The organism is Mycobacterium sp. NTMscope_MAC_12 (assembly GCF_976985675.1).
Genome location: NZ_CDRJYY010000001.1, coordinates 5,854,776 through 5,880,470, shown reverse-complemented (window position 1 = coordinate 5,880,470; position 25,695 = coordinate 5,854,776). Strand labels below are relative to the sequence as shown.

Sequence of the window (25,695 nt, the reverse complement as noted above, 5' to 3'; positions counted from 1 at the left end):
TCGCCGACACGAGCCATGTTCAGATTCCTTCTTTGGTGATCCCGCCAAGAACGATGGCGAGGTATTGCTGACCCACCTGCTGCGCGGTGAGCGGACCGCCGGGCTGATACCAGCGCACCGACACCCACGTCGTGTCACGGATGAAACGGTAGACGAGGTCGACGTCGAGGTCGGGCCGGAAGTAGCCCTCGTCGACGCCCTGATGGAGCAGCTCGAGCCACATCTTGCGCTGCTGCCGGTTCATGTCCTCGATGTAGGAGAACCGGGGTTGCGACAGCAGCCGCTGGGCCTCGTCCTGGTAGATGACGACCTGCGCGTGCCGGTGCTCGATCGCCTCGAACGACGCCATGAACAGCCCCTTGAGCCGCTCCAGGGGGTTGGCCTCGCCGTCGACGATTTCGCGGTAACGGGTGAACAACCAGTCCAAGAAGCTGCGCAACAGCTCGTCGACCATCTCCTCTTTGGACGAGAAGTGGTGATAGAGACTGCCGGACAGGATGCCGGCACTGTCGGCGATGTCGCGCACGGTGGTGGCGCGCAGGCCACGCTCGGCGAACATGGTCGCGGCAAGCTCCAGCAACTCGTCTCGCCGGCTGTTGGCCTGACCGGTCACTCGGTCCACTCGACCAGAGTATCAACCAAGCGCTTGCTTGGCTAGCGGGCGGCGCTCACGGGTGCTGACTGGATACCGAGATGACCTCGCCGGTCAGGTAGCTCGAGTAGTCGCTGGCGAGGAAGGCGATGGTGGCCGCGACCTCCCACGGCTCGGCGGCCCGGCCGAAGGCTTCGCCGGCCGAGAGCCGATCGAGTAACTCCGACGAGGACGTCTTCTCGAGGAACTTGTGCCGCGCGATGCTCGGCGACACCGCGTTGATCCGTACCCCATACTCGGCGGCTTCGATTGCGCTGCACCGGGTTAGGGCCATCACGCCGGCCTTGGCGGCCGCGTAGTGCGACTGCGAGTGCTGGGCCCGCCAGCCCAGGACGCTGGCGTTGTTGACGATGACGCCGCCGTGTGGTGCCTCGCGGAAGTAGCGCAGCGCCGCGCGCGTGGCACGCAGCACCGACGTCAGCGTCACGTTGAGGACGCGATCCCATTCCTCGTCGGTCATGTCGACGACCGGCGTCTGTCCGCCGAGCCCGGCGTTGTTGACCAGCACGTCGATCCGGCCCATCCGGGCGGTGGTCGAAGCGATGAGGGCGTCGACTTGAGCGGTCGAGGTCACGTCGCAGACCACGTGCTCGACGCGGCCCTGGCCCAGCGCGGACAGCTCCTCGGCCGTCTCGCCCAGGCGCCGTTCGTGGTGGTCGGAGATCAGCACGTCGGCCCCCTCGGCCAGCGCCCGCCGCGCAGTCGCCGCGCCGATCCCGGTGCCGGCGGCGGCGGTCACGACCACCACCTTGCCCTGCAGAAGTCCGTGTCCGGCAATCTCTTTGGGAGCTTCGGACAGACTCATCCCTTGACCTCTCGGGGTAGGCCGAGCACCCGCTCGGCAATGATGTTGCGCTGGATCTCGTTGGACCCGCCATAGATGGTGTCGGCGCGGGTGAACAGGAACAGCCGCTGCCACTCGTCGAACTCGCCGTCGGCCAGGGTCAGGCCCGGTTTGCCGACGACGTCCATCGCCAGCTCGCCCAGATCGCGATGCCAGTTGGCCCACAACAGCTTCGACACGTTGTCCTGCCCCGGCTGCTCGACGTCCATGGTGGCCAGCGCGTACGAACGCATGGCCCGCAACCCGGTCCACGCCCGCGTCAGCCGCTCGCGGATGAACGGATCGTCGGCCGCGCCGGTGCGCTGCGCGAGCTCGGCCAGGTTGGAAAGCTCACGGGCGTAACGGATTTGTTGCCCGAGCGTCGACACGCCCCGCTCGAAGGTCAGCGTGCCCATGGCGACCCGCCAGCCGTCACCGGGCTCGCCGACCACCAGGTTCGCGTCGGTGCGGGCGTCGTCGAAGAACACCTCGTTGAATTCCGAGTCACCGGTCAGCTGGATGATCGGCCGCACTTGAACGCCCGGCTGGTCCAGCGGCACCAGCAGATACGACAGCCCCGCGTGCCGCTTGGAGCCCTTTTCGGTGCGCGCGACCACAAAGCACCATTGCGCCCAGTGCGCCAACGACGTCCACACCTTCTGGCCGTTGATCACCCAGTGGTCGCCGTCGAGTTCGGCGGTGGTCGCCACGTTGGCCAGGTCGCTGCCGGCGCCCGGCTCCGAATAACCCTGGCACCACAGCTCGGTGACATCCAGAATCCGCGGCAGGAAACGCTGCTGCTGCTCGGGCGTCCCGAACGCGATCAGCGTCGGCCCCAGCAGCTCCTCGCCGAAGTGATTGACCTTGTCCGGGGCGTCGGCGCGGGCGTACTCCTCGTAGAACGCCACCCGGTGCGCGGTGGAAAGACCGCGGCCGCCGTGCTCGACCGGCCAGCCCAGGCAGGTGAGTCCGGCCTTGGCGAGATGTTGGTTCCAGGCCCGGCGTTCCTCGAATGCCTCGTGCTCACGGCCGGGACCACCAAGGCCCTTGAGGGCTGCGAATTCGCCGACCAGATTGTCGGCGAGCCAAGAGCGGACCTCGGCCCGGAACTCCTCGACGTCCTGCATGCCTTGTAGGCTAACCTACCAAGCACTTGCTTTGTAGCTCGGTCACGAGGCATGCCATGTGGCGGCATGAGGAGGAACCGAGCGATCGCACTCAGAGCATTCGAGGAGCGTCGCCGATGACCACCGATCCCCGCACCGTGCCCGCGGCGCTGGATCGTTTCGCGGGCCGACTCCCCGATCACGACGCCCTGATCACCGAGGAACGATCCTTCACCGCCGCCGCCTTGCGCGACGAGGTACACCGGGCGGCGGCAGCACTGATCGCGCTGGGTGTGCAGGCCGGCGACCGGGTGGCGATCTGGTCCCCCAACACCTGGCATTGGGTGGTGGCCTGCCTGGCCATCCACCACGCCGGCGCCGCCATGGTTCCGCTGAACACCCGCTACACGGCCGCGGAGGCCGGTGACATCCTGGCCCGGGTCGAGGCGCCGGTGTTGTTCGGCATGGGCGAGTTCCTGGGCAACGACCGCGTCGCCGATCTGGATCGGGCGGCGCTGCCCGCGTTGCGGCACATCGTGCGGATACCGATCGACGCCCCAGATGGCACCTGGGACGAGTTCGTCGCCGGCGGCACCGACCTCGACGCGGTCGCCGCCCGGGCCGCGGCGGTCACGCCCGACGACGTCAGCGACATCCTGTTCACCTCGGGCACCACCGGCCGCAGCAAAGGCGTGCTGTGCGCGCACCGGCAGTCGCTGTCGGCCTCGGCGTCGTGGGCGGCCAACGGCAAGATCACCGCCGACGACCGCTACCTGTGCATCAACCCGTTCTTTCACAACTTCGGCTACAAGGCCGGCATCCTGGCCTGTCTGCAGACCGGCGCGACGCTGATCCCCCACCTCACCTTCGACCCGCTGCGCGCGCTGCAGGCGATCGAGCAACACCGCATCACCGTATTGCCCGGTCCGCCAACGATTTACCAGACCTTGCTGGATCATCCGGCTCGCGACGATTACGACCTGAGCTCGCTGCGCTTCGCGGTGACCGGGGCGGCCACCGTGCCGGTCGTGTTGGTCGAGCGCATGCAGTCCGAACTCGACATCGACATCGTGCTGACCGCCTACGGGCTCACCGAGGCCAACGGCATGGGCACCATGTGCCGCGCCGACGACGACGCCGTCACCGTCGCCACCACCTGCGGGCGCCCGTTCGCCGACTTCGAATTGCGCATCGACCCCGGGGAATCCGGCGAATCGGGAGAGGTGCTGCTGCGCGGGCCCAACGTGATGCTGGGCTACCTCGACGACCCGCGGGCCACCGCGGCCGCCATCGACGCCGACGGTTGGCTGCACACCGGTGACATCGGCGTGCTCGACGCGGCCGGCAACCTGCGCATCACCGACCGGCTCAAAGACATGTACATCTGCGGAGGATTCAACGTGTACCCCGCCGAGATCGAGCAGGTGCTGGCCCGCCTCGACGGTGTGGCCGACGCCGCGGTGATCGGGGTTCCCGACGAGCGGCTCGGCGAAGTGGGCCGGGCGTTCCTGGTCACCCGGCCCGGCGCGCAACTCGACGAACAATCTGTGATCGCTTACACCCGTGAGCATTTGGCGAACTTCAAGGCGCCGAGGTCGGTGCGGTTCGTCGACGCGTTGCCGCGCAATGCGGGCGGCAAGGTGGTCAAACCACAACTGCGAGAGCTGGACTGATGGATCTGGATCTAGACGACGACACCTTGGCCTTCCAGGCCGAGGTCCGGGAATTCTTGTCGGCCAACGCCGAGTCGATCCCGACGAAGTCATACGACAACGCCGAAGGCTTTGACCAGCACCGGCGTTGGGACCGGGTGCTGTTCGACGCCGGGCTTTCGGTGATCACCTGGCCGAAGCGCTACGGCGGCCGCGACGCGCCGCTGCTGCACTGGGTGGTGTTCGAAGAGGAGTACTTCCGCGCCGGGGCGCCGGGCCGGGCCAGCGCCAACGGCACCTCGATGCTGGCGCCGACCCTGTTCGCGCACGGCACCGAAGAGCAACAGGCCCGGATCCTGCCGAAAATGGCCAGCGGCGAAGAGATCTGGGCGCAGGCGTGGTCGGAGCCCGAGTCCGGCAGCGACCTGGCGTCGCTGCGGTCCACCGCCACACAGACCGACGGCGGCTGGCTGCTCAACGGGCAGAAGATCTGGAGCTCGCGGGCGCCGTTCGCCGAGCGGGGATTCGGGCTGTTCCGGTCCGACCCCGGCGCCGAGCGCCACAACGGGCTGACCTACTTCATGTTCGACCTGAAGGCCAAGGGCATCACGGTGCGGCCGATCGTCCAACTCGGCGGCGACACCGGATTCGGCGAGATCTTCCTCGACGACGTCTTCGTTCCCGACGAGGACGTGATCGGCACCCCGCACGAGGGCTGGCGGGCGGCCATGAGCACGTCGAGCAACGAACGCGGCATGTCGCTGCGCAGCCCGGCCCGCTTCCTGGCGACGGCGGAACGGTTGGTGCAGCTGTGGAAGGACAGCGGCGCGCCGGCCGCGTTCGCCGACCGGGTCGCCGACGGCTGGATCAAGGCGCAGGCCTACCGGCTGCAGACCTTCGGCACGGTGACCAGGCTGGCCCTCGGCGGCGAGCTGGGCGCCGAATCGTCGGTGACCAAAGTGTTCTGGTCCGACCTCGACGTCGAACTGCACCAGACCGCGCTCGACCTCCTCGCCGCGGACGGGGAACTCGCCGGCCCGTGGACCGAAGGCCTGCTGTTCGCGCTGGGCGGTCCGATCTACGCCGGCACCAACGAAATTCAGCGCAACATCATCTCCGAGCGGTTGCTGGGCCTGCCGCGCGAGAAGTCCGGAGGCAAGAAGTGAAATTTGCGCTAGACGAACAGCAGCGTGACTTCGCCGCCAGCATCGATGCCGCGCTCGGCGCCGCGGACCTGCCCGGCGCCGTGCGCGCGTGGGCCGCGGGCGACACCGCGCCGGGCCGCAAGGTGTGGGAACAGCTGGCAAACCTGGGCGTCACGGCCCTGGCCGTGCCGGAGAAATTCGACGGCATCGAGGCAGAGCCGATCGACCTGGTCGTCGCCCTCGAGCGCCTCGGGCACTGGTGCGTGCCCGGCCCGGTGGTCGAATCCATCGCTGTGGCACCGATATTGCTCGCCTCCGACGACCACGCCGAGCGGTGTGCCGGGCTCGCGTCCGGCGAACTCATCGCCACGGTCGCGCTGCCGCCGCGGGTACCGCGGGCCGTTGACGCCGACGCGGCCGGCCTGGTGCTGCTGGCCGGCTTAAACGAGACTGACGGGGTCACCGAAGCCACCGCGGGTGACGAGCACGAGTCCGTCGACCCCAGCCGCCGGTTGTACGACGTGACCCCGACCGGCTCGACGTGGCGGGCGGACACCAAGCGCGCCTTCGAGTTCGGCGCGCTGGCCACCGCGGCGCAACTGGTCGGCGCCGCCGAGGCGCTGCGCGACGCCGCCGTCGACTACGCCAAGCAACGCACCCAGTTCGGCCGGGTGATCGGCTCGTATCAGGCGATCAAACACAAGCTCGCCGATGTGCACATCGCCATCGAGCTGGCCCGGCCGCTGGTGCACGGCGCGGCGTTGACGCTGGACCCGCGCGACGTGAGCGCGGCCAAGGCGGCGGCGTCCGAGGCCGGACTGCTGGCGGCGCGCTCGGCGCTGCAGACCCACGGCGCGATCGGCTTCACCCAGGAACACGACCTGTCGCTGTTGCTGCTGCGGGTGCAGGCCTTGCGGTCCGCGTGGGGGACGCCGGAGGAACATCGGCGGCGAGTGCTGGAGGCGCTATGACTGAAGAACGCGAGCTGCTCCGTGAGACCGTTGCCGCCCTGGTGGCCAAGCACGCCGGCCCGGCCGCGGTGCGCGCCGCCATGGAATCCGACCGCGGCTACGACGAATCGCTCTGGCAGCTGCTGTGCGAGCAGGTCGGCGCCGCGGCCCTGGTGATCCCCGAGGAGCTGGGCGGCGCCGGCGGCGAATTGGCGGACGCCGCAGCGGTTTTGCAGGAACTGGGCCGCGCCCTGGTGCCCTCCCCGCTGCTGGGCACCACGCTCGCCGAACTGGCGCTGCTCAGCGCGCCCGAGCCGGACGCCGCGACGCTGGAGCGCCTGGCCGAGGGCGCCGCGATCGGCGCGCTGGCGCTCGATCCCGACTACGTGGTCAACGGCGACGTCGCCGACGTCGTGGTCGCCGTCGAGGACGGCCGGCTGAGCAGGTGGACCCGGTTCAGCGCGCAGGCCGTCACCACCATGGACCCGACCCGACGCCTGGCGCGGGTGCAACCGGAGGAGACCGAGGCGATCGGGACGGACCCGGGCCTGGCGGACACGGCGGCCATCCTGCTGGCCGCCGAGCAGATCGGCGCCGCCGAACGCTGTCTGGAGCTGACCGTCGAATACGCCAAGGACCGAGTGCAATTCGGCCGGCCCATCGGCAGCTTTCAGGCGCTCAAGCATCGGATGGCCGATCTGTATGTCACCGTCGCCGCGGCGAAGGCCGTCGTGTCCGACGCGTGTGACGACCCCACTCCCACCAACGCCGCCGCCGCCCGGCTGGCCGCCACCGAGGCGCTGAACACCGTGGCCGCCGAAGGCATCCAGCTGCACGGCGGCATCGCGATCACCTGGGAACACGACATGCACCTGTACTTCAAACGCGCCCACGGCAGCGCGCACCTGCTGGATTCGCCCCGACAGTTGCTTAACCGCCTGGAATCCGAGGTACTCCAGACGCCGTGACCGACCGTGTCTCGCTGCGCGCGGGCATCCCACCGTTCTATGTGATGGATGTCTGGCTGGCGGCCGCCGAACGCCAGCGCAGCCACGGCGATCTGGTCAACCTGTCGGCGGGCCAGCCCAGCGTGGGCGCGCCCGAGCCGGTGCGGGCGGCTGCCGCGGCGGCGGTGCACTCCAACGAGCTGGGTTATTCGGTGTCGCTGGGCATTCCCGAGCTGCGCGCCGCGATCGCCGCGGACTACCGGCGCCAGCACGGGCTCGACGTCGAACCCGACGCCGTGGTGATCACCACGGGCTCCTCGGGCGGATTTCTACTCACCTTCCTGGCCTGCTTCGACGTCGGCGACCGGGTGGCGCTGGCCAGCCCCGGTTACCCGTGCTACCGAAACATCTTGTCGGCGCTGGGATGCGAGGTGGTGGAGATCCCCTGCGGGCCGCAGACCCGCTTCCAGCCCACCGCGCGGATGCTCGCCGAACTCGACCCGCCGGTGCAGGGAGTCATCGTGGCGAGCCCCGCCAACCCCACCGGAACGGTCATCGCCCCGGACGAGCTGGCCGCGATCGCCGCCTGGTGCGATGCGTCCGGAGCGCGGCTGATCAGCGACGAGGTCTACCACGGGCTGGTCTACGAGGGCGCGCCGCAGACCAGCTGCGCGTGGCAGACATCGCGAAATGCCGTGGTGGTCAACAGCTTTTCGAAGTACTACGCGATGACGGGCTGGCGGCTGGGCTGGCTGCTGGTGCCGGCCGAGTTACGCCGCGCGGTGGATTGCCTCACCGGGAACTTCACCATCTGCCCGCCCGTGCTCTCGCAGCTGGCCGCGGTGGCGGCCTTCACCCCGGAGGCCACCGCCGAAGCCGACGGCCACCTGCACCACTACGCCACCAACCGCTCGCTGCTGCTGGACGGGCTGCGCGGCATCGGCGTCGAGCGCCTGGCCCCCACCGACGGTGCCTTCTACGTTTACGCCGACGTCTCGGATTACACCGACAACTCGATGGAGTTCTGCTCAAAACTGTTGGGAGAGACCGGCATCGCCATCGCGCCCGGTATCGACTTCGATACCGCCCGCGGCAATTCGTTCGTCCGGATGTCCTTCGCCGGGCCCACCGCCGACATCGAGGAAGCGGTGCGACGGCTCGGCCCGTGGCTTTCGGCCCGCTAGCCGAGGACTAGGCGTCCAGCACCTGCCCGATGCGCGCCTCGAGCGCACCGCGCTCGCCGATCCCGGTCACGTCGATGCCGAATCGGTCACCGAGGACATCGACGACCGCCGCCGCGTCGTCGAGCCGGATTTTCTCGCTACCGTCGGCGCGGTGGATGGTCAGGTTGCGGCCGGCCAGGTTGTAGCGGGCGTCGACGGTCGTCACCGCGGCCATCAGCGCGGTCACGAAGTGCGACTCGGGGTGCGTGGAGACGTACCAGCTGCCCACCCTCAGATCGATCTGCGGAACGGTCTGGGTGCCGAACACGTACAGCGGTTTCCACTCGTCGCGGAGCAGGGCTTGCAGCACCAGGCCGTCGCCGCGATCGTTGAGCCGGTACGGCTCGTGCGTTGTCTGCTGGGCGTTTCCGGTCTCGAAGCGGATGGGGGACGTCAGCGTCTGACCACCGAACCCGACGTCCACCAGATAGGAACCCTGCGAGCCCGGGAACGTCACCGCCAACGCCGTGTGTGTCTGGGCACCCAGCGGCGCGTCGGGCGGCTGCATCCACACCACCCGCCCGGCCAGGCGGCGCACCCGGAAGCCGATCTCGGCCAGCACGTACCCCATCAGGCCGTTCTGCTCGTAGCAGTAACCGCCCCGGCGCCGGTACACCAGCTTGTCGGTGAGGGCTTCGGGGCTCAGGTCGTCGACCGGCACCCCCATCAGCGGATCGAGGTTCTCGAACGGGATCGACCCGGTGTGCGCGGTCATCAGATCCTGCAGCACCTCAAGATTCGGCTCGGCCGCGCCGCGGTAGTCGATGCGATCGAAGTACGCGCCCAGATCCAGCGTCATGGAACCATTCTGGGCCCCGCGCGGGGCTCTACGGCGGCCGGGTGTCCCGCGGCCGTAACGCCACGGCGGAAGAACACGCGAAAAGTCGCCGTGGCGTTACGCCCGCGGGACGCTCTAGAGCCAGGTGTCCTGGGTGGTGGTGGTGAGGAAGGCTTCCAGGTCATCGCGCCACTGCGCCGGCGTCGTCTTGTCCGGTTCGATGCCCGTGTATTCACCGCGATAGAACAGCAGCGGGCGCGGCTTGATCTTGGGCGCCTCCGAAAGCGATTGCACCGCACCGAACACCACGAAGTGGTCTCCCCCGTCGTGCGCGGAGGCCACCGTGCAGTCGATGTAGGCCAGCGACCCGTCGATGATCGGTGACCCGAGATCGGAAGGGTGCCAGTCGATGCCGGCGAATTTATCGGGTTCCTTGGAGCCGAACCTGGCCGAGACGTGCTTCTGGTGCTCGGTCAGCATGTTGACGCAAAACCGGCCGGAGGCCTCGATGGCCTTCCAGGACCGTGACACCTTGGTCGGGCAGAACAGCACCAGCGGCGGGTCCAGCGACAGCGCCGCGAACGACTGGCAGGCGAAGCCGACGGGGGCGTCGTCGTGCATCGTGGTGATGATGGTGATGCCGGTGCAGAACTGGCCCAGCACCTGCCGGAAGGTCCGCGGATCGATGGGCGCTGACATGGTCAGCCGCGCATGCCGACGGTGAAGTCGTGGCCCCACAGGCTGACCGCGGTGCTCTCCCGGGCGACCCAGTCGTTGTCTTCGACTTGCCTTCCCTCGCAACCGAATTCGATGTCGAACCCGCCGGGTGTCTTCATGTAGAACGACAGCATGAGGTCGTTGACGTGACGGCCGAGGGTGGCCGACATGGGCACCTTGCGGCGCAGCGCCCGGTCCAGGCACAGCCCCACGTCGTCGGCGTTCTCGACCTCCATCATCAGGTGCACGATCCCGCTGGGCGTCGGCAGTGGCAGGAAGGCGAGGCTGTGGTGGCGCGGGTTGCAGCCGAAGAAGCGCAACCAGGCCGGCGCCCCGTCGGCGGGCCGGCCCACCACCTGCGGCGGCATCCGCATCGAGTCGCGCAGCTTGAACCCGAGTACGTCACGGTAGAAGTGCAGCGCCTCGTCGTCGTCGCGGGTGGACAACACCACGTGTCCCAGGCCCTGCTCACCGGTGACGAACTTGTGCCCGTAGGGGCTGACCACGCGGCGGTGCTCGAGGGCGACGCCGTGGAAGACCTCCAGGCAGTTGCCCGACGGGTCGGAGAACCGGATCATCTCGACGACCCGGCGATCGGACAGTTGCGCGGCGGTGGCTTCCTTGTAGGGGACGCCCTCGACGTCGAGCCTGTCCCGGATCTCTTGAAGGCCTTCGGCGTTCGCGCACTCCCAGCCGGCCTCCATGAGGTGGTCGCGTTCGCCGGGCACGATGACCAGCCGGGCCGGGAAGTCGTCCATCCGCAGATACAGGGCGCCCTCGGTGTTGCCGCTGCCCTCGACCATGCCGAGAACCTTCAGGCCGTACTCACGCCAGGCCGCCATGTCGGTGGCCTCGATGCGCAGATAGCCCAGCGAACGGATGCTCATCTCGCACCTCCCAGGAAATCGATGGTGAGCTTGTTGAACTCGTCGAACTTCTCCACCTGCGCCCAGTGCCCACATTGCCCGAAAACGTGCAGCTGCGCACGCGCAATGGTCTTGAGCGCGACCAGCGCCCCATCCAGGGGGTTGACCCGGTCCTCGCGGCCCCAGATCAGCAGCACGGGCTGGCGCAGGCGGTGCACCTCGCGCCACATCATGCCGAGCTCGAAATCGGTGCCCGCGAACGACATTCCCATCGCGCGAGTCGCCGTCAGCGACTCCGGCGTGCTGGCCAGCGCGAACCGCTCGTCGATCAATTCGTCGGTGATCAGTTTCTGGTCGTAGACCATCACCCGCAGGAACGCCTCGAGGTTTTCCCGCGTGGGCTCGGCCGAGAACTTGCCCAGCCGCTTGACGCCCTCGGTGGGATCCGGGGCGAACAGGTTGATGCTCAGCCCGCCGGGCCCCATCAACACCAGGCGCCCGGCGTGGTCGGGGTAGTCCAGGGCGAACCGCACCGCGGTGCCCCCGCCCAACGAATTGCCCACCAGCGGAACGCGTCCCAGGCCAAGCTGGTCGAAGAGGCCCGCCAGGGCCCTGGCCGCGTAGTGATTGAACTGCCCGTGCTCGGCGCGCTTGTCGGAATGGCCGTAGCCGGGCTGATCGACGGCGAGCACGTGAAACCGCTCGGCGAGCACCGGGATGTTGCGCGACCAGTTCGTCCAGCTCGCCGCCCCCGGACCGCCGCCGTGCAACAACACGATCGTCTGATCGTTGCCGACACCCGCCTCGTGGTAGTGCAGCTTCAGCGGCCCGTCGACGTCCACCTCGGCGAAGCGGGAAGTCGATTCGAACGTCAGCGCTTCGACTGTGGTCATGGGTTAGACCATCGTGTCGCCGGGCGGCAACCCGAACTCGTTGTTCCCGAAGATCTGGTAGGCCCGCTCGGGGTCGTTGGCCGCGTGCACCCGGCCGGCGTGCGCGTCACGCCAGAACCGTTGCACGGGTTGGTCGTTGGCCAGGGCGGTAGCGCCGGACGCCTCGAACAACCGGTCGATGGAGGCGATGGCCCGGCCGGTGGCGCGCACCTGGTCGCGGCGGGCGCGGGCGCGCAGGTCGAACGGGATCTCCTTGCCGGCCGACAGCAGCGCGTACTCGTCGGCGACGTTGCCGCTCAGCTGCCGCCACGCGGCGTCGATGTCGCTGGCCGCCTCGGCGATGCGGACCTTGGCGAACGGGTCGTCCTTGGCCTTCTCGCCGGCGAACGCCGCACGCACCCGCTTGCCCTGGTGCTCGACGTGCGCGTCGTAGGCGCCGTAGGCCATGCCGACGATCGGCGCCGAGATGGTGGTGGGATGCATTGTGCCCCAAGGCATCTTGTAGACCGGGGCGGTGTTGGTCTCGTACCCGCCGGCGGTGCCGTCGTTCATCGCCTTGTAGGACAGGAACCGGTGCCGCGGCACGAAGACGTCCTTGACGACGACGGTGTTGCTGCCGGTGCCGCGCAGGCCGACGACGTGCCACACGTCGTCGATGCGGTACTCGCTGCGGGGGATCAAGAAACTGCCGAAGTCGACCGGGCGGCCGTCCTTGATCACCGGGCCACCCAGGAACGCCCACGTCGCGTGGTCACAGCCCGAGGACCAGTTCCACGCGCCGTTGACCAGGTAGCCGCCGTCGGTCACCACGCCCGCACCCATCGGGGCGTACGACGAGGAAACCCGGGTCTTGGGGTCCTCGCCCCAGACCTCCTCCTGGGCCTGCTGGTCGAACAACGCCAGATGCCAGTTGTGCACGCCGATGATGGAGCTCACCCAGCCGGTGGAGCCGCACGCGCTGGCCAGCCGCCGGACCGCCTCGTAGAACAGCGTCGGATCGCACTGCAGCCCGCCCCACTGTTCGGGCTGCAACAAAGTGAAGAAGCCCACGTCCTGCAGGTCCTGGACGGTCTCTTCGGGCAGCCGCCGCAGATCCTCCGTCGCCTGAGCGCGTTCCCGAATCCGCGGGAGCAGATCATCGATGCCAGCCAAAACCGACTGCGCATCACGCTGTTGAATGGACGTCACTTAAGTTTGCCTCCTGGGCCAGACTTACACAGCGGACTTACACCAGAGACTAGAACACGTTCCGATTTGTGTCGAGCAGGGTATTCCTGCGGCTGGTAGCGATACGAATCCACTTTTCTGTAACATGTTCTAGTTGCCCGTGGCGATCGCAAGAGCGGCGGAGCCGGTCGCAGCGGGTCGACACGTTTTGCGACGAAAGGAAGGCACGGGCCTTGACCGAGGCGGATCTGGACCAAGCAGCCGACGAGCCACTCGGTGACCACGTCCTTGAACTCAAGATCGCCGAGGTCATCGCCGAGACCGACGATGCGCGCTCTCTGGTGTTCGCGGTGCCCGACGACGAAGGGGATCCCGGCATCCCGCCCGAGCGGCTGCGGTACTCGCCGGGTCAGTTCCTGACGCTGCGCGTTCCCAGCGAGCGCACCGGGTCGGTGGCGCGCTGCTATTCGCTGTGCAGCTCGCCGTTCACCGACGACGCCCTGGCCGTCACGGTCAAACGAACCGCCGACGGCTACGCCTCCAACTGGCTGTGCGACAACGCGCGGGCGGGCATGCGGATCCACGTGCTGGCGCCGTCGGGCAACTTCGTGCCGAAAACGCTGGGCGACGATTTCCTGCTGATGGCCGCGGGCAGCGGGATCACCCCGATCATGTCGATCTGCAAGTCGGCGCTGGCCGACGGCGGCGGACAGGTGACGCTGCTCTACGCCAACCGCGACGAGGATTCGGTGATCTTCGGCGAGGCGCTGCGCGAGTTGTCCGCCAAGTACCCCGACCGGCTCACCATCGTGCACTGGCTGGAATCGCTGCAGGGCCTGCCCAGCGTCGCCGCGCTGGCCAAGCTGGCGGCCCCCTACACGGATCGGCCCGTCTACATCTGCGGCCCCGGCGCGTTCATGGATTCCGCCAAAGAAGCGCTGGAAACGCTGAAAGTCCCTGCGCCGCAAATACATATCGAAGTGTTCAAGTCGCTGGAATCTGATCCGTTCGCGGCGGTGAAGATCGAGGACACCCCCGAGGGCGACCAGCCGCCGGCCACCGCGGTGGTGGAGCTCGACGGCGAGACCCACACCGTGTCGTGGCCGCGCAACGCGAAATTGCTCGACGTGCTGCTGGCCAAGGGCCTCGACGCGCCGTTCTCCTGCCGCGAGGGACACTGCGGCGCGTGCGCCTGCACCCTGCGCGGCGGCAAGGTGAACATGGAGGTCAACGACGTGCTCGAGCAGCAGGACCTCGACGAGGGCCTCATCCTGGCCTGTCAATCCCACCCCGAATCTGATTCGGTAGAAGTGACCTACGACGAGTAGTCGCGGGGTTAGGTTCACCCTTGGCGTCAGCAAACGGGGAAGGGGAGCATCGATGATGCGGCTCGTATCGGGATTCGCGGTCGTCGCAACGCTGCCGATGTTGCTGCCCGTTGGGGTGTGCGCCGCGGCGAGCAACACCGCCACCACGCTGTTCCCGCTCGACGGACCCAACCAGCTGGAGACGCGGGTCGTCCTCAACTGCTTCAAATCCGACGGCCACTGCGACTTCACCGCCGGCGCGGACATGCTCACGCCCGACGGCGTGAGCGGCTTCCCGCCCGGCCTGTGGGCCCGCCAGACCACCGAGATCCGATCCTCAAATCGGCTGGCCTATCTCGACGCGCACGCCGACGGTCAGTACGAGCGGGTCCACAAGTCGATGGGTTCCGACGAGATCACCACGATCTACATGGGTGAGGGCCCGCCGGAGAAGTACCAGACGAACGGGCGCATCGACTCCACCGATTGGCAGACGGGACAACCCAAGACCGACAACAACGTCATCGCCTGCAGCCACATCCAGGTCGTCTACTCCGGGGTCAACATCACCTCCCCCAGCACCTGCGCGCAGACGACGTTCTCCTGATTTCTCAGTCCGGGTAGTCGCCGATCGCCAGGTCGTCGAGCAGGCTTGGGCCCGTCGGTTTCCATCCGAGTCGCCGGCGGGTCAGCGCGCTGGACGAGGGCTGGTCGGCGGCGAATATGGCGCCGAGCGGGCCGAAGGCCTCGGCCGGGGCGGATTCGACGGGCACACCGAGCCGGCGGCCGATCACCTCGGCGATCGCCCGCATCGGGTCTCCTTCGTCACCCACCGCGTGCAGTACCGACCCGGCGGGCGCCTGTTCGAGGGCGAGCCGGAACAGCGACGCCGCGTCGTCGCGGTGCACCGCGGGCCAGCGTTGCGCGCCGTCGCCCACGACGGCCGACACGCCGCGCTGCCGCGCAATCTGAATCAGAATGCCGGCGAAGCCGTAGCGCCCGCCGGCGTCGTGGACCGACCGCGGCAGCCGCACCACGGCCGATCGGACGCCTCGCTCGGCCAGGTCGATGACGGCTTGCCCGGTGCGGCCACGCCCGGCCATCGGCGCCTCGGCGTTGAACGGGTCGTCCTCGGTGCTGGCTCGACCGGCCACCGCGGGGGTGCCGCTCGCGACCACCAGCGGCTTGCCGGTGCCGGCCAGCACGTCTCCGAGCGCGGCGACCGCGCGGGCCTCGTCGCCGATCGCGTCCCCGATGGCGTCGCTCGCGGTGAAGTCGTGCGAGAACGCCAGGTAGGCGACGCCGTCGGCGTCGGCGGCGGCGTCGCGCAACACGTCGAGGTCGGCGATGTCGCCGCGCAGCGGCTCGGCGCCGAGTCCGCTGATGGTCGCCGCCGCGGCCTCCGAGCGGGCCAGGCCCACGACCTTGTGATCGGCGGCGATCAATTCCGAGACGACGGCCGAGCCGATTCCTCCGCTGGCGCCGGTGACGAATACACGCACGAGAAGCTCCTTCAGCTGATGCGACAATTGTCCCATCACCCTACACCCCTGATGGGACAATGGTCGCATCACTAGGGTGGGGCCATGGCTCGTTGGGAACCCGATGCGCGCGAGCGCCTGGTCGCCGCGGCACTCGACCTGTTCAACGAACGGGGCTACGACGAGACGACGGTCACGCAGATCGCCGAGCGCGCCGGGCTGACGAAAAGCACGTTCTTCCGGCACTTCCCGGACAAGCGGGACGTGCTGGCGGCCGGCCAGGACGCGATCGCGCAACTTCTGCGCGAGGGCATCGGCGCCGCGCCCGCCGACGCGACACCGCTGGCCGCCGTGTGCGCGGGCATGAGGTCGGCCGCGGCGGCGTTCACGTCGTTCAACCGGGATCTGGCGCCCAGGCTCAAGGCCGCGATCGCGGCCAGCACCGAACTTCAGGAACGCAACGCGCTCAAACAGATTGGGCTAGCGCGCGCGGTGGCCGACGCGCTCCAGGCCCGCGGCGTGCCCGAGCCGACGGCAGTATTGGCCGCCGAGCTCGGTGCGCTGGCGTTCAAGACCGCCTACGCCCGCTGGGGCGAACCGGACGAAGACCGAGACTTGGGCTCGATGGCGTGCGAGGCGCTGCACGAATTGCACGCCGCCGCGGCCGATCTCGACTAGCGGGGCAAACCGAGCAGGCGCTCGGCCGCCACGGTCAGCAGGATCTGCTCCGTGCCGCCCGCGATCGTGAGGCAGCGGGTGTTGAGGAAGTCGAAGACCGCGGGGTCCCCGTCCGCCCGGCGGTCGACCAGGCCGCCGCCTTCGGCGACATCCATCGTGAATTCGGCCAGCGCCTGGCGGTAGCGGACGCCGATCAGTTTGCGCACGCTCGATTGCGCGCCGGGGTCCTGGCCGCCCACCGCGAGCTGAGCGATGCGCTGGTCCAGCAGCGCGCCGGTCTGCGCCAGGATGATCAGGCGCGCCAGCCGATCCTGCTCGGCGACGTCGAGATCCCTTGCCGCCAAGAGCTTCAACAGCTCTTCCATCGGGTTGCCGAGCGCCGTGCCGTTGGCCATCGCCACCCGCTCGTTGGCCAGCGTGGTGCGGGCCAGCCTCCAGCCGTCGTTGACCTCACCGACCACCATCTCGTCGGGCACGAACACGTTGTCCAGGAACACCTCGTTGAACAGCGAGTCGCCGGTGATCTCGCGCAGCGGCCGGATATCGATGCCGGGCGACTTCATGTCGACCAGAAAGTAGGTGATGCCTTTGTGTTTCGGGGCATCGGGGTCGGTGCGCGCCAGGCACACGCCCCAGCGCGCCTTGTGCGCCGCGGACGTCCACACCTTTTGTCCGGTCAGTAGCCAGCCGCCGTCACCGCGCACCGCTTTGGTGCGCAGCGACGCCAGGTCGGAGCCCGCGCCGGGCTCGGAAAACAGTTGGCACCACAGGAATTCACCGCGCAGCGTTCCCGGCACGAATTGCTCGATCTGCTCCGGTGTGCCGTGCTCGAGGATGGTCGGCGCGGCCCACCAGCCGATCACCAGGTCCGGCCGTTCGACGCCGGCGGCGGCCAGCTCCTGATCGATCAGCAGCTGCTCGGCCGGGGACGCGGCGCGCCCGTACGGCTTCGGCCAGTGCGGCGCCTGCAGGCCCGCCTCGGCCAGACCCACCTGTCGCTTTTCGGCGGGCAGCTCGGCGATCTCGGCGACGGCGGCGGCGATCTCGGCGCGCCGGCTCTCGACCTCGGTGAGGTCGATGCTCAGTCGCCGGCGCACGCCGCCCTGGGTGAGCGCGGTGATGCGCCGCTGCCAGCGCTCGGCGCCACCCAGGAACCGGCCGATGGCGTGCGCGCGGCGCAGGTACAGGTGCGCGTCGTGCTCCCAGGTGCAGCCGATGCCGCCGAGCACCTGGATGCAGTCCTTGACGTTGGCCTTCACGGCGGTGATGCACGTGCTCGCGGCCAGCGCCGCCGCGATGGAGAACTGGGATTCGTCGCCCTCGGCTGCGGCGCGCGCGGCGTCGGCCGCGGCCACCTCGGCCTGCTCGGCGCGGCACAGCATCTCCGCGCACAGGTGCTTGATGGCCTGGAAGCTCCCGATCGGCTTGCCGAACTGCTCGCGCACCTTGGCGTAGTCGACGGCGGTTTCCAGCGCCCATCGGGTGATGCCGGCCGCCTCGGCCGCCAGGACGGTCGCGGTCAATTCCGCGACGCGCGCGCCGTCTTCCGATACCAGCGTGGCCGGGGCCGAGCTGAGCACCACCCGGGCCAACGGCCGGGAGAAGTCGGTGGCCTGCAGCGGCTCGAGCTGCACGCCCTCGCCGGCGGTGTCGATCAGCAGCCATTTCCCGTCGGCCGGAGCCAACAACACGGCGCCGTCGGCGACGCCCAGCGCAAGCGGCAACGTGCCCGACGCCGTCGACGTCGCGCCGTCGAACCGCACGTCACCGTCGAGCGCCAGCCCGGCGAAGCGCTCCCCGCCGGCCAGCGCTTCCAGCAGTTCGGGGTCGGCGACGACGAGCGTCGCCAGCGCGGTCGTCGCGACCGGCCCGGGGATCAGCGCTTTGGCCGCCTCCTCGACCATCGCGCACAGGTCTTCGACGCTGCCGCCCGCCCCGCCGGATTCCTCCGGGATCGCGACGCCGAAGATCCCCAGCTCGGTCAGCCGGGAGAACACCGGTCGCCACGCGTCGGGCTCGCCCTGCTCGACGTCGCGGATCGCCGCGGTGCCGCCCGGTCCCGACGTCGCATTGCGGGCCCAATCGCGCACCAGGGCGCGCGCGGCAAACTGCTCATCGGTGACGGTCGCTACCACCTGAGGGGGCCTCCGATCTTTCCGCAAGCGGGGACATCTCCACCGCGAGTTGGCGCGCAACCCGCTCACCGGAGACTAGAACGTGTTCTAATAGTGCCAGTGATCGACCGTGAAGTCGAACGCCATCGCAGCAGCACATGCGCTTGTCCCCGGCGGTATGGAGGTGGGAAATTCACACGCAGAATGCGTATCGTTTGCAAACGAACCGCCCGGAACAGGAGCAAACCGTCACATGCCAGCCAGCGCCAACGCCAAGGCCACTTCCAAGGCTAGTTCCGACTCGCAGCCGCGCGAGGTCATAAACGTGGCGGTGCTGGCGGAGTCTGAACTCGGGTCGGAGGCGCAGCGGGAACGCCGCAAGCGCATCCTCGATGCCACCATGGCCATCGCGTCCAAGGGCGGCTACGAGGCGGTTCAGATGCGTGCGGTGGCGGATCGCGCCGACGTGGCGGTGGGGACGCTGTACCGGTACTTCCCGTCGAAGGTGCACCTGCTGGTGTCGGCGCTGGGCCGCGAGTTCGGCCGCATCGACGCCAAGACCGACCGCTCGGCGATGACCGGGGGCACGCCCTTTCAGCGGCTGAACTTCATGGTGGGCAAGCTCAACCGCGCGATGCAGCGCAACCCGCTGCTGACCGAGGCCATGACGCGCGCCTACGTGTTCGCCGACGCGTCGGCGGCCAGTGAGGTCGACCAGGTCGAAAAGCTGATCGACTCCATGTTCGCGCGCGCGATGGCCGACGGCGAACCGACCGAGGACCAGTACCACATCGCCCGGGTGATCTCCGACGTGTGGCTGTCGAACCTGCTCGCCTGGCTCACCCGCCGGGCCTCGGCCACCGACGTCAGCAAACGGCTCGACCTGGCCGTGCGGTTGCTGATCGGCGACCAAGACTCCAAGTAGCGGCGCTCACCCCGGCGGGCCGGCGGTGCGGCCGCGGATCAGCTCGGTGTCGAGGAGTTCGGAAATTTCCGTGACCGGCAGACCCGATCGCGGGGGCGTCAACAACAGCTCGCCCGCGCGGCGGCCCTTTTGCAGGCTCGACTGCGACACCGTGGTCAGGCCGCGGTTGATGGCCTCGGGCACGCCGTCGAATCCGGTGACGGTCAGCTGGCCGGGCACGTAAATGCCATGTGCCCGTAGGTAATCCATCGCGGACAGGGCCAAGATGTCCGCGGTGCACAGCAGCGCGGTGATGCGCGGATTGGCTTCCAGTGCCACCCTGGCGGCCGTGCCGCCCGATTCGGCCAGGTGCTCGTAGCTTTCCACCACGGTCAGCGAATCCGGGTCGATGCCGGCGGCCGTCATCGCCTCCCACACGCCGATGATGCGCTCGCGTTGCACGTCGAAGGCGGGCGAGCGCAACCGCTCGGCGTCCACCAGGCCCTGCCGCCGGTCCCGGCCCAGCCGCATGGTCAGCAGCCCGATCTCGCGATGCCCCAGGCCGAGCACGTATTCGGCGAGCTCACGCATGGCCGCGCGGTCGTCGATGCCGACCCGCGAGGCGCCGGCCAGACCCTTGGGCTGATCGACCACCACCACCGGCAGCCGTCGCTGCAACACCACCTGCAGGTAGGGATCGTCGTCGCACACCGAATACACCACGAAGCCGTCCACGCCGGCCGACAGCACCGCGTCCGTTCCCTCTTTCAGGCTGCGGCTTGGCCCCACGGCCACCAGTAGCAGCCCCTGCCCGACCGCCTCGCATGCCTGCGCCACCCCGGTGACGAAATCGCGGGCGGCGGGGTCGCTGAAGAAATAGGTCAGCGGCTCGGCCATCACCAGACCGACCGCGCCGGCCTTGCGGGTCCGCAGCGATCGCGCCACCGGGTCGGGGCCGGCGTATCCCAGCCGCTTGGCCGTCGCGAGCACGCGTTCGCGCAGGTCGGCGGAGAGCTGATCGGGACGGTTGAAGGCGTTCGAGATCGTCGTGCGCGACACGTTGAGCTCGTCGGCCACCGACGCCAGGGTCGCTCGCCGGCGCGGTGTGGGGCTCACGTTCGGTGACGCTACAGCGGATCGGTCCGCGGCCCATGCGCTTCCGCCCGCGGCTTTGTAATGGAAACGATTTTCATTAGTATTGTGGATCGGCTTGCTGGCGGGCGGGAGGAAATCGGACGTGCGCATGGCACTGACGCGTGGGCTGGCGGCCGTCCTGGCCGTGGCCAGCTCGTCGGTGCTGATCGGCTGCGGCGGCCACCAGGCGCATCCGCACGCGTCCGCCGTCGTCGCGTCGACCGACGTGTGGGGCAGCGTCGCGCGGGCCGTCGCGGGCCGCCATGTGCCGGTCAAGTCCATCCTGAGCGGGGCGGAAACCGACCCGCACTCCTATGAGGCCAGCCCCTCGGACGCCGCCGCCATCGCCGACGCCGCGCTGGTCGTCTACAACGGCGGCGGCTACGACGGATGGGTCGACGACGTGCTGGCCCGCCAGCCCGGGGCCAAGCCGGTCAACGCCTACTCGTTCCTCGAGAACGACGGGCAACCGCGCAACGAGCACGTCTTCTACGACCTGGGCGTCGCGAAGTCGGTGGCCGCCACGATCGCCGACCGGCTCGCGACGATCGACCCGGGCAACGCCGCGGACTACCGCGCCAACGCCGCCGCGTTCGAGCGCGACGCCGACGCCATCGCCGGCACCGAACACGGCGTCGCCGCCACCCATCCGCACACCCCGGTCGTGGCGACCGAACCGGTCGCCTTCTACCTGCTCAAGGCGACGGGCCTGCTGAACCGGACTCCGCCCGCCTTCGCCGCGGCCATCGAGAACGAGACCGACCCCGCGCCGGCCGATCTGGCGTTGGTCCTCGACCTGATCGACCGGCACCAGATGTCGGCGCTGATGGTCAACCCGCAGACGTCGACGGCCGCGATCGCCAGCCTGCGCGACACCGCGCGGCGCGCGGGTGTGCCGGTCACCGAGGTGGCAGAGACTCTGCCGGACGGCGCGGATTACCTGAGCTGGCAACGCAATACGGTCGACCAGCTGCTGGCCGCGCTCCAGTCGAGCCGGCCCGTCTAGCCGTGACGATCGAAACGGCGCCCGCCGTTGACGGGCAAGCGGACACCGTCTCACTGCGCGGGGCCCGCCTGGCGTTCGGCGACCGGGTGTTGTGGGACCACCTGGACCTGTCGGTGCCGCGCGGCGAGTTCATCGCGGTGCTCGGCCCCAACGGCAGCGGCAAGACGTCGCTGCTCAACGTGCTCCTCGGGCAGCTGCCACTGAGCGCCGGCGTCGGGTTGGTGGACGGAAGACCGATCTCCTCGGGCAGCCGGCGCATCGGCTATGTGCCGCAACACCGCCCACTGGATCACGACGTGATGCTGCGGGGGCGGGATCTGGTTCGGCTGGGTATCGACGGGGCACGCTGGGGCGCCGTCCCGCTGCGGCCCCGCGACCGCGCCCGGCGGCGCGAAACCGTCGCCCGGGCACTGAGCCAGGTCAACGGCGAGCACCTGGCGGATGTGCGGGTCGGCGTGATGTCGGGCGGCGAGCTGCAGCGGGTGCGCATCGCCCAGGCACTGGTCAGCGACCCGACGCTGCTGCTGTGCGACGAGCCGCTGCTGACGCTGGACCCGGCGAACGCGAAGCTGGTGTCGGCGCTGATCGAGCGGCGCCGCCGGGAGGCGGGGACCACGGTCATCGTCGTCACCCACGAGATCAACCCGATCCTGCCGTATGTGGACCGGGTGCTATATCTGGTCGACGGCCGGTTCAGGATCGGTGCCGTCGACGAGGTGATGACCAGCCAGACGCTGTCTGCGCTGTATCGATCCGACATCCAGGTGGTGAAGGTCAAGGACGGCTACGTGGTGGCCGGCGAGCGCACCGACGGGCACGGCTGATGGAGCATCGGCTCGCCGACATGGGACACCACCTATTCTCCTTCGACATCACCGCGCATCTGCTCAGCCACGACTTCGTGCAGCAGGCGCTGGTGGCGGCCGCCCTGCTGGGGTTGGTGGCCGGGCTGATCGGTCCGTTCATCGTGATGCGGCAAATGTCGTTCGCCGTGCACGGGTCCAGCGAATTGTCGTTGACCGGAGCCGCTTTCGCGCTGCTGGTCGGGTTCGGGGTGGGTGTGGGCGCGCTGATCGGCAGCGCCCTGGCGGCGGCGCTGTTCGGCGTCCTCGGCCGGCGCGCCCGGGAACGCGATTCGGTGATCGGGGTGGTGCTGGCGTTCGGCCTGGGCCTGGCGGTGTTGTTCATCCACCTCTACCCGGGCCGGACCTCGACCAGTTTCGCCTTGCTGACCGGCCAGATCGTCGGGGTCGGCTACACGGGGCTGACGATGCTGGCGCTGGTCTGCGTGCTCGTCATCGCCGTGCTCGCAACGTGTTACCGCCCCCTGCTGTTCGCCACCGTCGACCCCGACGTCGCCGCCGCCCGCGGCGTGCCGGTGCACGCGCTGGGGATCGTGTTCGCCGCCCTGGTCGGGGTGGTGGCGGCCCAGGCGGTGCAGATCGTCGGGGCGCTGCTGGTGATGTCGCTGCTGATCACGCCGGCGGCCGCGGCGGCCCGGGTGGTCACCTCACCGGCGGCGGCCATGCTGACCTCGGTGGTGTTCGCCGAGGTGGCCGCGGTCGGCGGGATCGTGTTGTCGCTGGCGCCGGGCGTGCCGGTGTCGGTCTTCGTCGCGAGCATCTCGTTTCTGATCTACCTGGTCTGCTGGCTGGTGGGGCGCCGACGGGAGGCGGCCACTTAGGCTGGCCGCACACATCGTCGGAAAGGCCGGGAAAGGCTGGGAAAGACCATGGCGCGCAGGCGAATCGCGGTTCTGGTGCAGGCGGCGGTGTCCACCCTCGCGGTCGGCTGCACCACCGTCGTCGCCGGCAGCGCTGTGACCGCAGACACCTCCGGACCGCTGCCGCGGACCCCGGTGGCCGTCGCGGCCCTGGACGGCCTGCTGCTCGACGTGAACGAGATGAACTCCGCGCTCGGGGCGGGGATGCGGCTTAGGAACCGGACGGAGGCGATGTGGGACGCGAGCCCGACCTTCAGCGACAGGGGCTGCCTGGCGATGGACGGCCCCGCCCAGCAAGCCGTGTACGCGGACACCGGCTGGACCGCGATGCGCGGCCAGCACTTCGACGACAGCTTCGACGACCCCAGGGTCCGCAATGATTCGGCCACCGAGGCGGTGATCGCCTACCCCACCGCGCGCCAGGCCAACACCTTCTACGACGCCTCGGTGCGACGATGGTTCGCCTGCGCCAATCGCAAGTTCTCCGAACATCCCATGGACAAACCCGAAGTCGTGTGGACCGCGGGCGACGCGCACAAAGTCGGCGGCACGCTCAGCACGTCGGAAGTTCAGGAATCCAGCGACGGCTGGACGTGCCAGCGGGCGCTGACCGTGCGCAACAACGTCGCCATCGACATCGCCACCTGCGGCTCCTTCCTGGCCGGCGGGTCCGCCGTCGACATCGCCCAGCAGATCGCGGCCAGGGTCGCCGGGCAGTAGCCCGACCCATAAGCTGATCGGGTGGCCGGTATCGACCTCAACGCCGACTTGGGCGAGGGCTTCGGCGTCTGGCACCTCGGAGACGACGACGCCATGCTCGAAATCGTCACCAGCGCCAACGTGGCGTGCGGGTTCCATGCCGGGGACCCCGCCGGGCTGGTGCGGGTATGCACCTCGGCCGCCCGGCGCGGGGTGCGCATCGGGGCGCAGGTGAGCTACCGCGACCTGGCCGGGTTCGGCAGGCGCTTCATCGACGTCGCCGCCGATGACCTGATCGCCGACGTGGTGTATCAGATCGGCGCGCTGCAGGCGATCGCGCACGCGGCCGGTTCTCGCGTGTCCTACGTCAAACCGCATGGGGCGCTGTACAACACGATCGTGACCAACGGCGAACAGGCCGCCGCGGTCGCCGAGGCGGTGCGCCTGGTGGACGACGGCCTGCCGGTACTGGGCATGGCCGGTTCGGCGTTCTTCGACGAGGCCGCCCGCCGCGGTCTGCGCACCGTGGACGAGGCGTTCGCCGATCGGGCCTACCGGCCGGACGGCCGGCTGGTCCCCCGCCGCGAACCGGGCGCGGTGCTGCACGATCCGGCGGCGATCGCGGAGCGCGTCGCCACCATGGTGGCCACCGGCCAGGTCACCGCGGTCGACGGAAGCCGGCTCGATGTGAGCGTGGAATCGGTTTGCGTGCACGGTGATTCGCCGGGAGCGGTGCAGATCGCCGCCGCGGTTCGCGATCGCCTCACCGCGGCCCGCACCGACCTGCGGGCCTTCTGCTGATGCGGCTGAAACTCGGGCGCCCCGACATCGCCCGGTACGCGGACCGATTCGACGCCCCCGCGGCCGGACCCGACGCGCTCTCGGTGACCTGGATGGGCGTGGCGACGCTGCTGATCGACGACGGCTCGTCGGCATTGCTGACCGACGGCTACTTCTCCCGGCCTGGCCTGGCCAAGATCGCGGCCGGCAAGGTGGCGCCGTCGCCGGCGCGCGTCGACGGATGCCTGGCCCGGGCCAAGGTGTCGCGACTGGCGGCCGTCATCCCGGTGCACACCCACATCGATCACGTGCTGGACTCCGCGTTGGTCGCCGACCGCACCGGAGCCCAGCTGATCGGCGGGCAGTCCGCGGCCAACGTCGGGCGCGGCTACGGCCTGCCGGAGAATCGGATCGTCGTCGCGGTCGGCGGGAAGCCAATTCGGTTGGGCGCCTATGAGATAACGCTGGTGGAGTCCCACCACTGCCCGCCCGACCGGTATCCCGGGGTGATCGACGAACCGCTGATCACCCCGGTGAAGGCCTCGGCGTACCGCTGCGGGGAGTCGTGGTCGACGCTGGTGCACCACCGGCCGACGGGCCGGCGGCTGCTGATCCAGGGCAGCGCCGGTTTCGTCAAGGGGGCGCTGGCCGGCCATCGCGCCGACGTCGCCTACCTGTCCGTTGGACAGCTGGGGCTGCAGCCGCGGTCGTATCTGGTCGACTACTGGGCCGAGACCGTCCGCGCGGTGGGGGCCCGCCGGGTGATCCTCATTCACTGGGACGACTTCTTCCGCCCGCTGACAAAGCCGTTGCGCGCCTTGCCCTATGCGGGCGACGACCTGGACGTCTCCATCCGCATCCTCGACGAGCTGGCCGCACAGGACGGTGTCGCGCTGCACCTGCCCACGGTGTGGCGGCGCGAGGACCCGTGGAGCGAAGCGGTCTAGACA

The 25,695-nt window shown here is 69.3% G+C and carries 26 protein-coding genes; 15 read left to right on the top strand and 11 right to left on the bottom strand.

Annotation, left to right across the window (positions count from 1 at the left end; all coding sequences use genetic code 11):
* Positions 1–19 precede the first annotated feature (19 nt).
* Genes kstR2 through ipdE1 form a run of 3 tightly spaced genes read right to left on the bottom strand, consistent with a single transcriptional unit; the run spans position 20 to position 2,602 of the window.
* Positions 20–622, bottom strand: coding sequence for a TetR family transcriptional regulator KstR2 (gene kstR2, locus AC0KS4_RS27470; protein ID WP_225326252.1), 603 nt, complete (start codon positions 620–622; stop codon positions 20–22).
* A 46-nt stretch (positions 623–668) separates the two neighbouring features.
* Positions 669–1,457 (bottom strand): (5R,7aS)-5-hydroxy-7a-methyl-1-oxo-2,3,5,6,7,7a-hexahydro-1H-indene-carboxyl-CoA reductase, encoded by a 789-nt coding sequence (gene ipdF, locus AC0KS4_RS27465; RefSeq protein ID WP_225326251.1) that lies wholly within the window; start codon positions 1,455–1,457, stop codon positions 669–671.
* A complete protein-coding gene (ipdE1, locus tag AC0KS4_RS27460; RefSeq protein ID WP_238955680.1) occupies positions 1,454–2,602 on the bottom strand; it encodes an acyl-CoA dehydrogenase IpdE1 in 1,149 nt (382 codons plus the stop codon). The genes ipdF and ipdE1 overlap by 4 nt, the downstream gene beginning before the upstream one ends.
* 116 nt (positions 2,603–2,718) lie before the next feature.
* Here ipdE1 and fadD3 point away from each other — a divergent pair, with 116 nt between their 5' ends.
* Genes fadD3 through AC0KS4_RS27435 form a run of 5 tightly spaced genes read left to right on the top strand, consistent with a single transcriptional unit; the run spans position 2,719 to position 8,459 of the window.
* Positions 2,719–4,254, top strand: coding sequence for a 3-((3aS,4S,7aS)-7a-methyl-1,5-dioxo-octahydro-1H-inden-4-yl)propanoate--CoA ligase FadD3 (gene fadD3, locus AC0KS4_RS27455; protein WP_238955679.1), 1,536 nt, complete (start codon positions 2,719–2,721; stop codon positions 4,252–4,254).
* Entirely contained in the window at positions 4,254–5,399 is a 1,146-nt protein-coding gene (locus AC0KS4_RS27450) for an acyl-CoA dehydrogenase family protein (RefSeq protein WP_225326248.1), read from the top strand. The genes fadD3 and AC0KS4_RS27450 overlap by 1 nt, the downstream gene beginning before the upstream one ends.
* The gene (locus AC0KS4_RS27445; protein WP_225326247.1) at positions 5,396–6,349 is read left to right on the top strand and encodes an acyl-CoA dehydrogenase family protein; all 954 of its coding nucleotides are present in this window, start codon (positions 5,396–5,398) and stop codon (positions 6,347–6,349) included. The genes AC0KS4_RS27450 and AC0KS4_RS27445 overlap by 4 nt, the downstream gene beginning before the upstream one ends.
* Complete coding sequence (ipdE2, locus tag AC0KS4_RS27440; RefSeq protein ID WP_238955678.1) at positions 6,346–7,296, top strand: acyl-CoA dehydrogenase IpdE2; 951 nt, start codon at positions 6,346–6,348, stop codon at positions 7,294–7,296. Before AC0KS4_RS27445 ends, ipdE2 begins: the two co-directional genes overlap by 4 nt.
* Positions 7,293–8,459, top strand: coding sequence for a pyridoxal phosphate-dependent aminotransferase (locus AC0KS4_RS27435; protein WP_238955677.1), 1,167 nt, complete (start codon positions 7,293–7,295; stop codon positions 8,457–8,459). The genes ipdE2 and AC0KS4_RS27435 overlap by 4 nt, the downstream gene beginning before the upstream one ends.
* 7 nt (positions 8,460–8,466) lie before the next feature.
* Here AC0KS4_RS27435 and AC0KS4_RS27430 read toward each other — a convergent pair whose 3' ends face one another.
* The 5 genes from AC0KS4_RS27430 to hsaA form a co-directional block, all read right to left on the bottom strand.
* Positions 8,467–9,297: an arylamine N-acetyltransferase family protein gene (locus AC0KS4_RS27430; RefSeq protein WP_238955676.1), complete on the bottom strand. Its 831-nt coding sequence runs from the start codon at positions 9,295–9,297 to the stop codon at positions 8,467–8,469.
* 114 nt (positions 9,298–9,411) lie between these two features.
* The gene (gene hsaB, locus AC0KS4_RS27425; RefSeq protein ID WP_225326243.1) at positions 9,412–9,975 is read right to left on the bottom strand and encodes a 3-hydroxy-9,10-secoandrosta-1,3,5(10)-triene-9,17-dione monooxygenase reductase subunit; all 564 of its coding nucleotides are present in this window, start codon (positions 9,973–9,975) and stop codon (positions 9,412–9,414) included.
* 2 nt (positions 9,976–9,977) lie between these two features.
* Complete coding sequence (hsaC, locus tag AC0KS4_RS27420; RefSeq protein WP_238955675.1) at positions 9,978–10,880, bottom strand: iron-dependent extradiol dioxygenase HsaC; 903 nt, start codon at positions 10,878–10,880, stop codon at positions 9,978–9,980.
* The gene (gene hsaD / locus AC0KS4_RS27415; protein ID WP_225326241.1) at positions 10,877–11,752 is read right to left on the bottom strand and encodes a 4,5:9,10-diseco-3-hydroxy-5,9,17-trioxoandrosta-1(10),2-diene-4-oate hydrolase; all 876 of its coding nucleotides are present in this window, start codon (positions 11,750–11,752) and stop codon (positions 10,877–10,879) included. The genes hsaC and hsaD overlap by 4 nt, the downstream gene beginning before the upstream one ends.
* Positions 11,753–11,755: 3 nt before the next feature.
* The gene (gene hsaA, locus AC0KS4_RS27410; protein WP_225326240.1) at positions 11,756–12,940 is read right to left on the bottom strand and encodes a 3-hydroxy-9,10-secoandrosta-1,3,5(10)-triene-9,17-dione monooxygenase oxygenase subunit; all 1,185 of its coding nucleotides are present in this window, start codon (positions 12,938–12,940) and stop codon (positions 11,756–11,758) included.
* A gap of 212 nt (positions 12,941–13,152) precedes the next feature.
* On the opposite strand from hsaA, the gene AC0KS4_RS27405 reads away from it, so the two are divergent.
* Both AC0KS4_RS27405 and AC0KS4_RS27400 read left to right on the top strand, forming a co-directional pair.
* Positions 13,153–14,247 (top strand): ferredoxin--NADP reductase, encoded by a 1,095-nt coding sequence (locus tag AC0KS4_RS27405; RefSeq protein WP_238955674.1) that lies wholly within the window; start codon positions 13,153–13,155, stop codon positions 14,245–14,247.
* Positions 14,248–14,299: 52 nt separating this feature from the next.
* Positions 14,300–14,833: a hypothetical protein gene (locus AC0KS4_RS27400; RefSeq protein WP_225326238.1), complete on the top strand. Its 534-nt coding sequence runs from the start codon at positions 14,300–14,302 to the stop codon at positions 14,831–14,833.
* 4 nt (positions 14,834–14,837) lie between these two features.
* On the opposite strand, the gene AC0KS4_RS27395 is transcribed toward AC0KS4_RS27400, so the two are convergent.
* Positions 14,838–15,728 carry an SDR family oxidoreductase gene (locus AC0KS4_RS27395; RefSeq protein WP_472408540.1) on the bottom strand — a complete coding sequence of 297 codons (891 nt, stop codon included), beginning with the start codon at positions 15,726–15,728 and terminating at the stop codon, positions 14,838–14,840.
* A gap of 84 nt (positions 15,729–15,812) precedes the next feature.
* Between AC0KS4_RS27395 and AC0KS4_RS27390 the strand changes: the two genes are divergently transcribed.
* A complete protein-coding gene (locus tag AC0KS4_RS27390; protein ID WP_238955672.1) occupies positions 15,813–16,385 on the top strand; it encodes a TetR/AcrR family transcriptional regulator in 573 nt (190 codons plus the stop codon).
* Here the strand turns inward: AC0KS4_RS27390 and AC0KS4_RS27385 are convergent.
* A complete protein-coding gene (locus AC0KS4_RS27385; RefSeq protein ID WP_238955671.1) occupies positions 16,382–18,520 on the bottom strand; it encodes an acyl-CoA dehydrogenase in 2,139 nt (712 codons plus the stop codon). The two genes, AC0KS4_RS27390 and AC0KS4_RS27385, sit on opposite strands and share 4 nt — an antisense overlap.
* 304 nt (positions 18,521–18,824) lie before the next feature.
* Here AC0KS4_RS27385 and kstR point away from each other — a divergent pair, with 304 nt between their 5' ends.
* Positions 18,825–19,424, top strand: coding sequence for a cholesterol catabolism transcriptional regulator KstR (gene kstR / locus AC0KS4_RS27380; RefSeq protein ID WP_008263559.1), 600 nt, complete (start codon positions 18,825–18,827; stop codon positions 19,422–19,424).
* Positions 19,425–19,430: 6 nt separating this feature from the next.
* Here kstR and AC0KS4_RS27375 read toward each other — a convergent pair whose 3' ends face one another.
* Positions 19,431–20,519 carry a LacI family DNA-binding transcriptional regulator gene (locus AC0KS4_RS27375; protein ID WP_238955670.1) on the bottom strand — a complete coding sequence of 363 codons (1,089 nt, stop codon included), beginning with the start codon at positions 20,517–20,519 and terminating at the stop codon, positions 19,431–19,433.
* A gap of 127 nt (positions 20,520–20,646) precedes the next feature.
* On the opposite strand from AC0KS4_RS27375, the gene AC0KS4_RS27370 reads away from it, so the two are divergent.
* From AC0KS4_RS27370 to AC0KS4_RS27345, 6 genes are read left to right on the top strand one after another with little or no spacing between them, the layout of a single operon-like run.
* The gene (locus AC0KS4_RS27370; protein ID WP_238955669.1) at positions 20,647–21,543 is read left to right on the top strand and encodes a metal ABC transporter solute-binding protein, Zn/Mn family; all 897 of its coding nucleotides are present in this window, start codon (positions 20,647–20,649) and stop codon (positions 21,541–21,543) included.
* 2 nt (positions 21,544–21,545) lie between these two features.
* Positions 21,546–22,367, top strand: a complete 822-nt coding sequence (locus AC0KS4_RS27365) for a metal ABC transporter ATP-binding protein (RefSeq protein WP_238955668.1) — start codon at positions 21,546–21,548, stop codon at positions 22,365–22,367.
* Positions 22,367–23,227: a metal ABC transporter permease gene (locus tag AC0KS4_RS27360; protein WP_238955667.1), complete on the top strand. Its 861-nt coding sequence runs from the start codon at positions 22,367–22,369 to the stop codon at positions 23,225–23,227. Before AC0KS4_RS27365 ends, AC0KS4_RS27360 begins: the two co-directional genes overlap by 1 nt.
* Positions 23,228–23,275: 48 nt before the next feature.
* A complete protein-coding gene (locus tag AC0KS4_RS27355) occupies positions 23,276–23,986 on the top strand; it encodes a sensor domain-containing protein (protein ID WP_225326231.1) in 711 nt (236 codons plus the stop codon).
* Positions 23,987–24,007: 21 nt separating this feature from the next.
* Positions 24,008–24,766 carry a LamB/YcsF family protein gene (locus AC0KS4_RS27350; RefSeq protein WP_238955666.1) on the top strand — a complete coding sequence of 253 codons (759 nt, stop codon included), beginning with the start codon at positions 24,008–24,010 and terminating at the stop codon, positions 24,764–24,766.
* Positions 24,766–25,692 (top strand): MBL fold metallo-hydrolase, encoded by a 927-nt coding sequence (locus AC0KS4_RS27345; RefSeq protein WP_238955665.1) that lies wholly within the window; start codon positions 24,766–24,768, stop codon positions 25,690–25,692. The genes AC0KS4_RS27350 and AC0KS4_RS27345 overlap by 1 nt, the downstream gene beginning before the upstream one ends.
* Positions 25,693–25,695 lie beyond the last annotated feature (3 nt).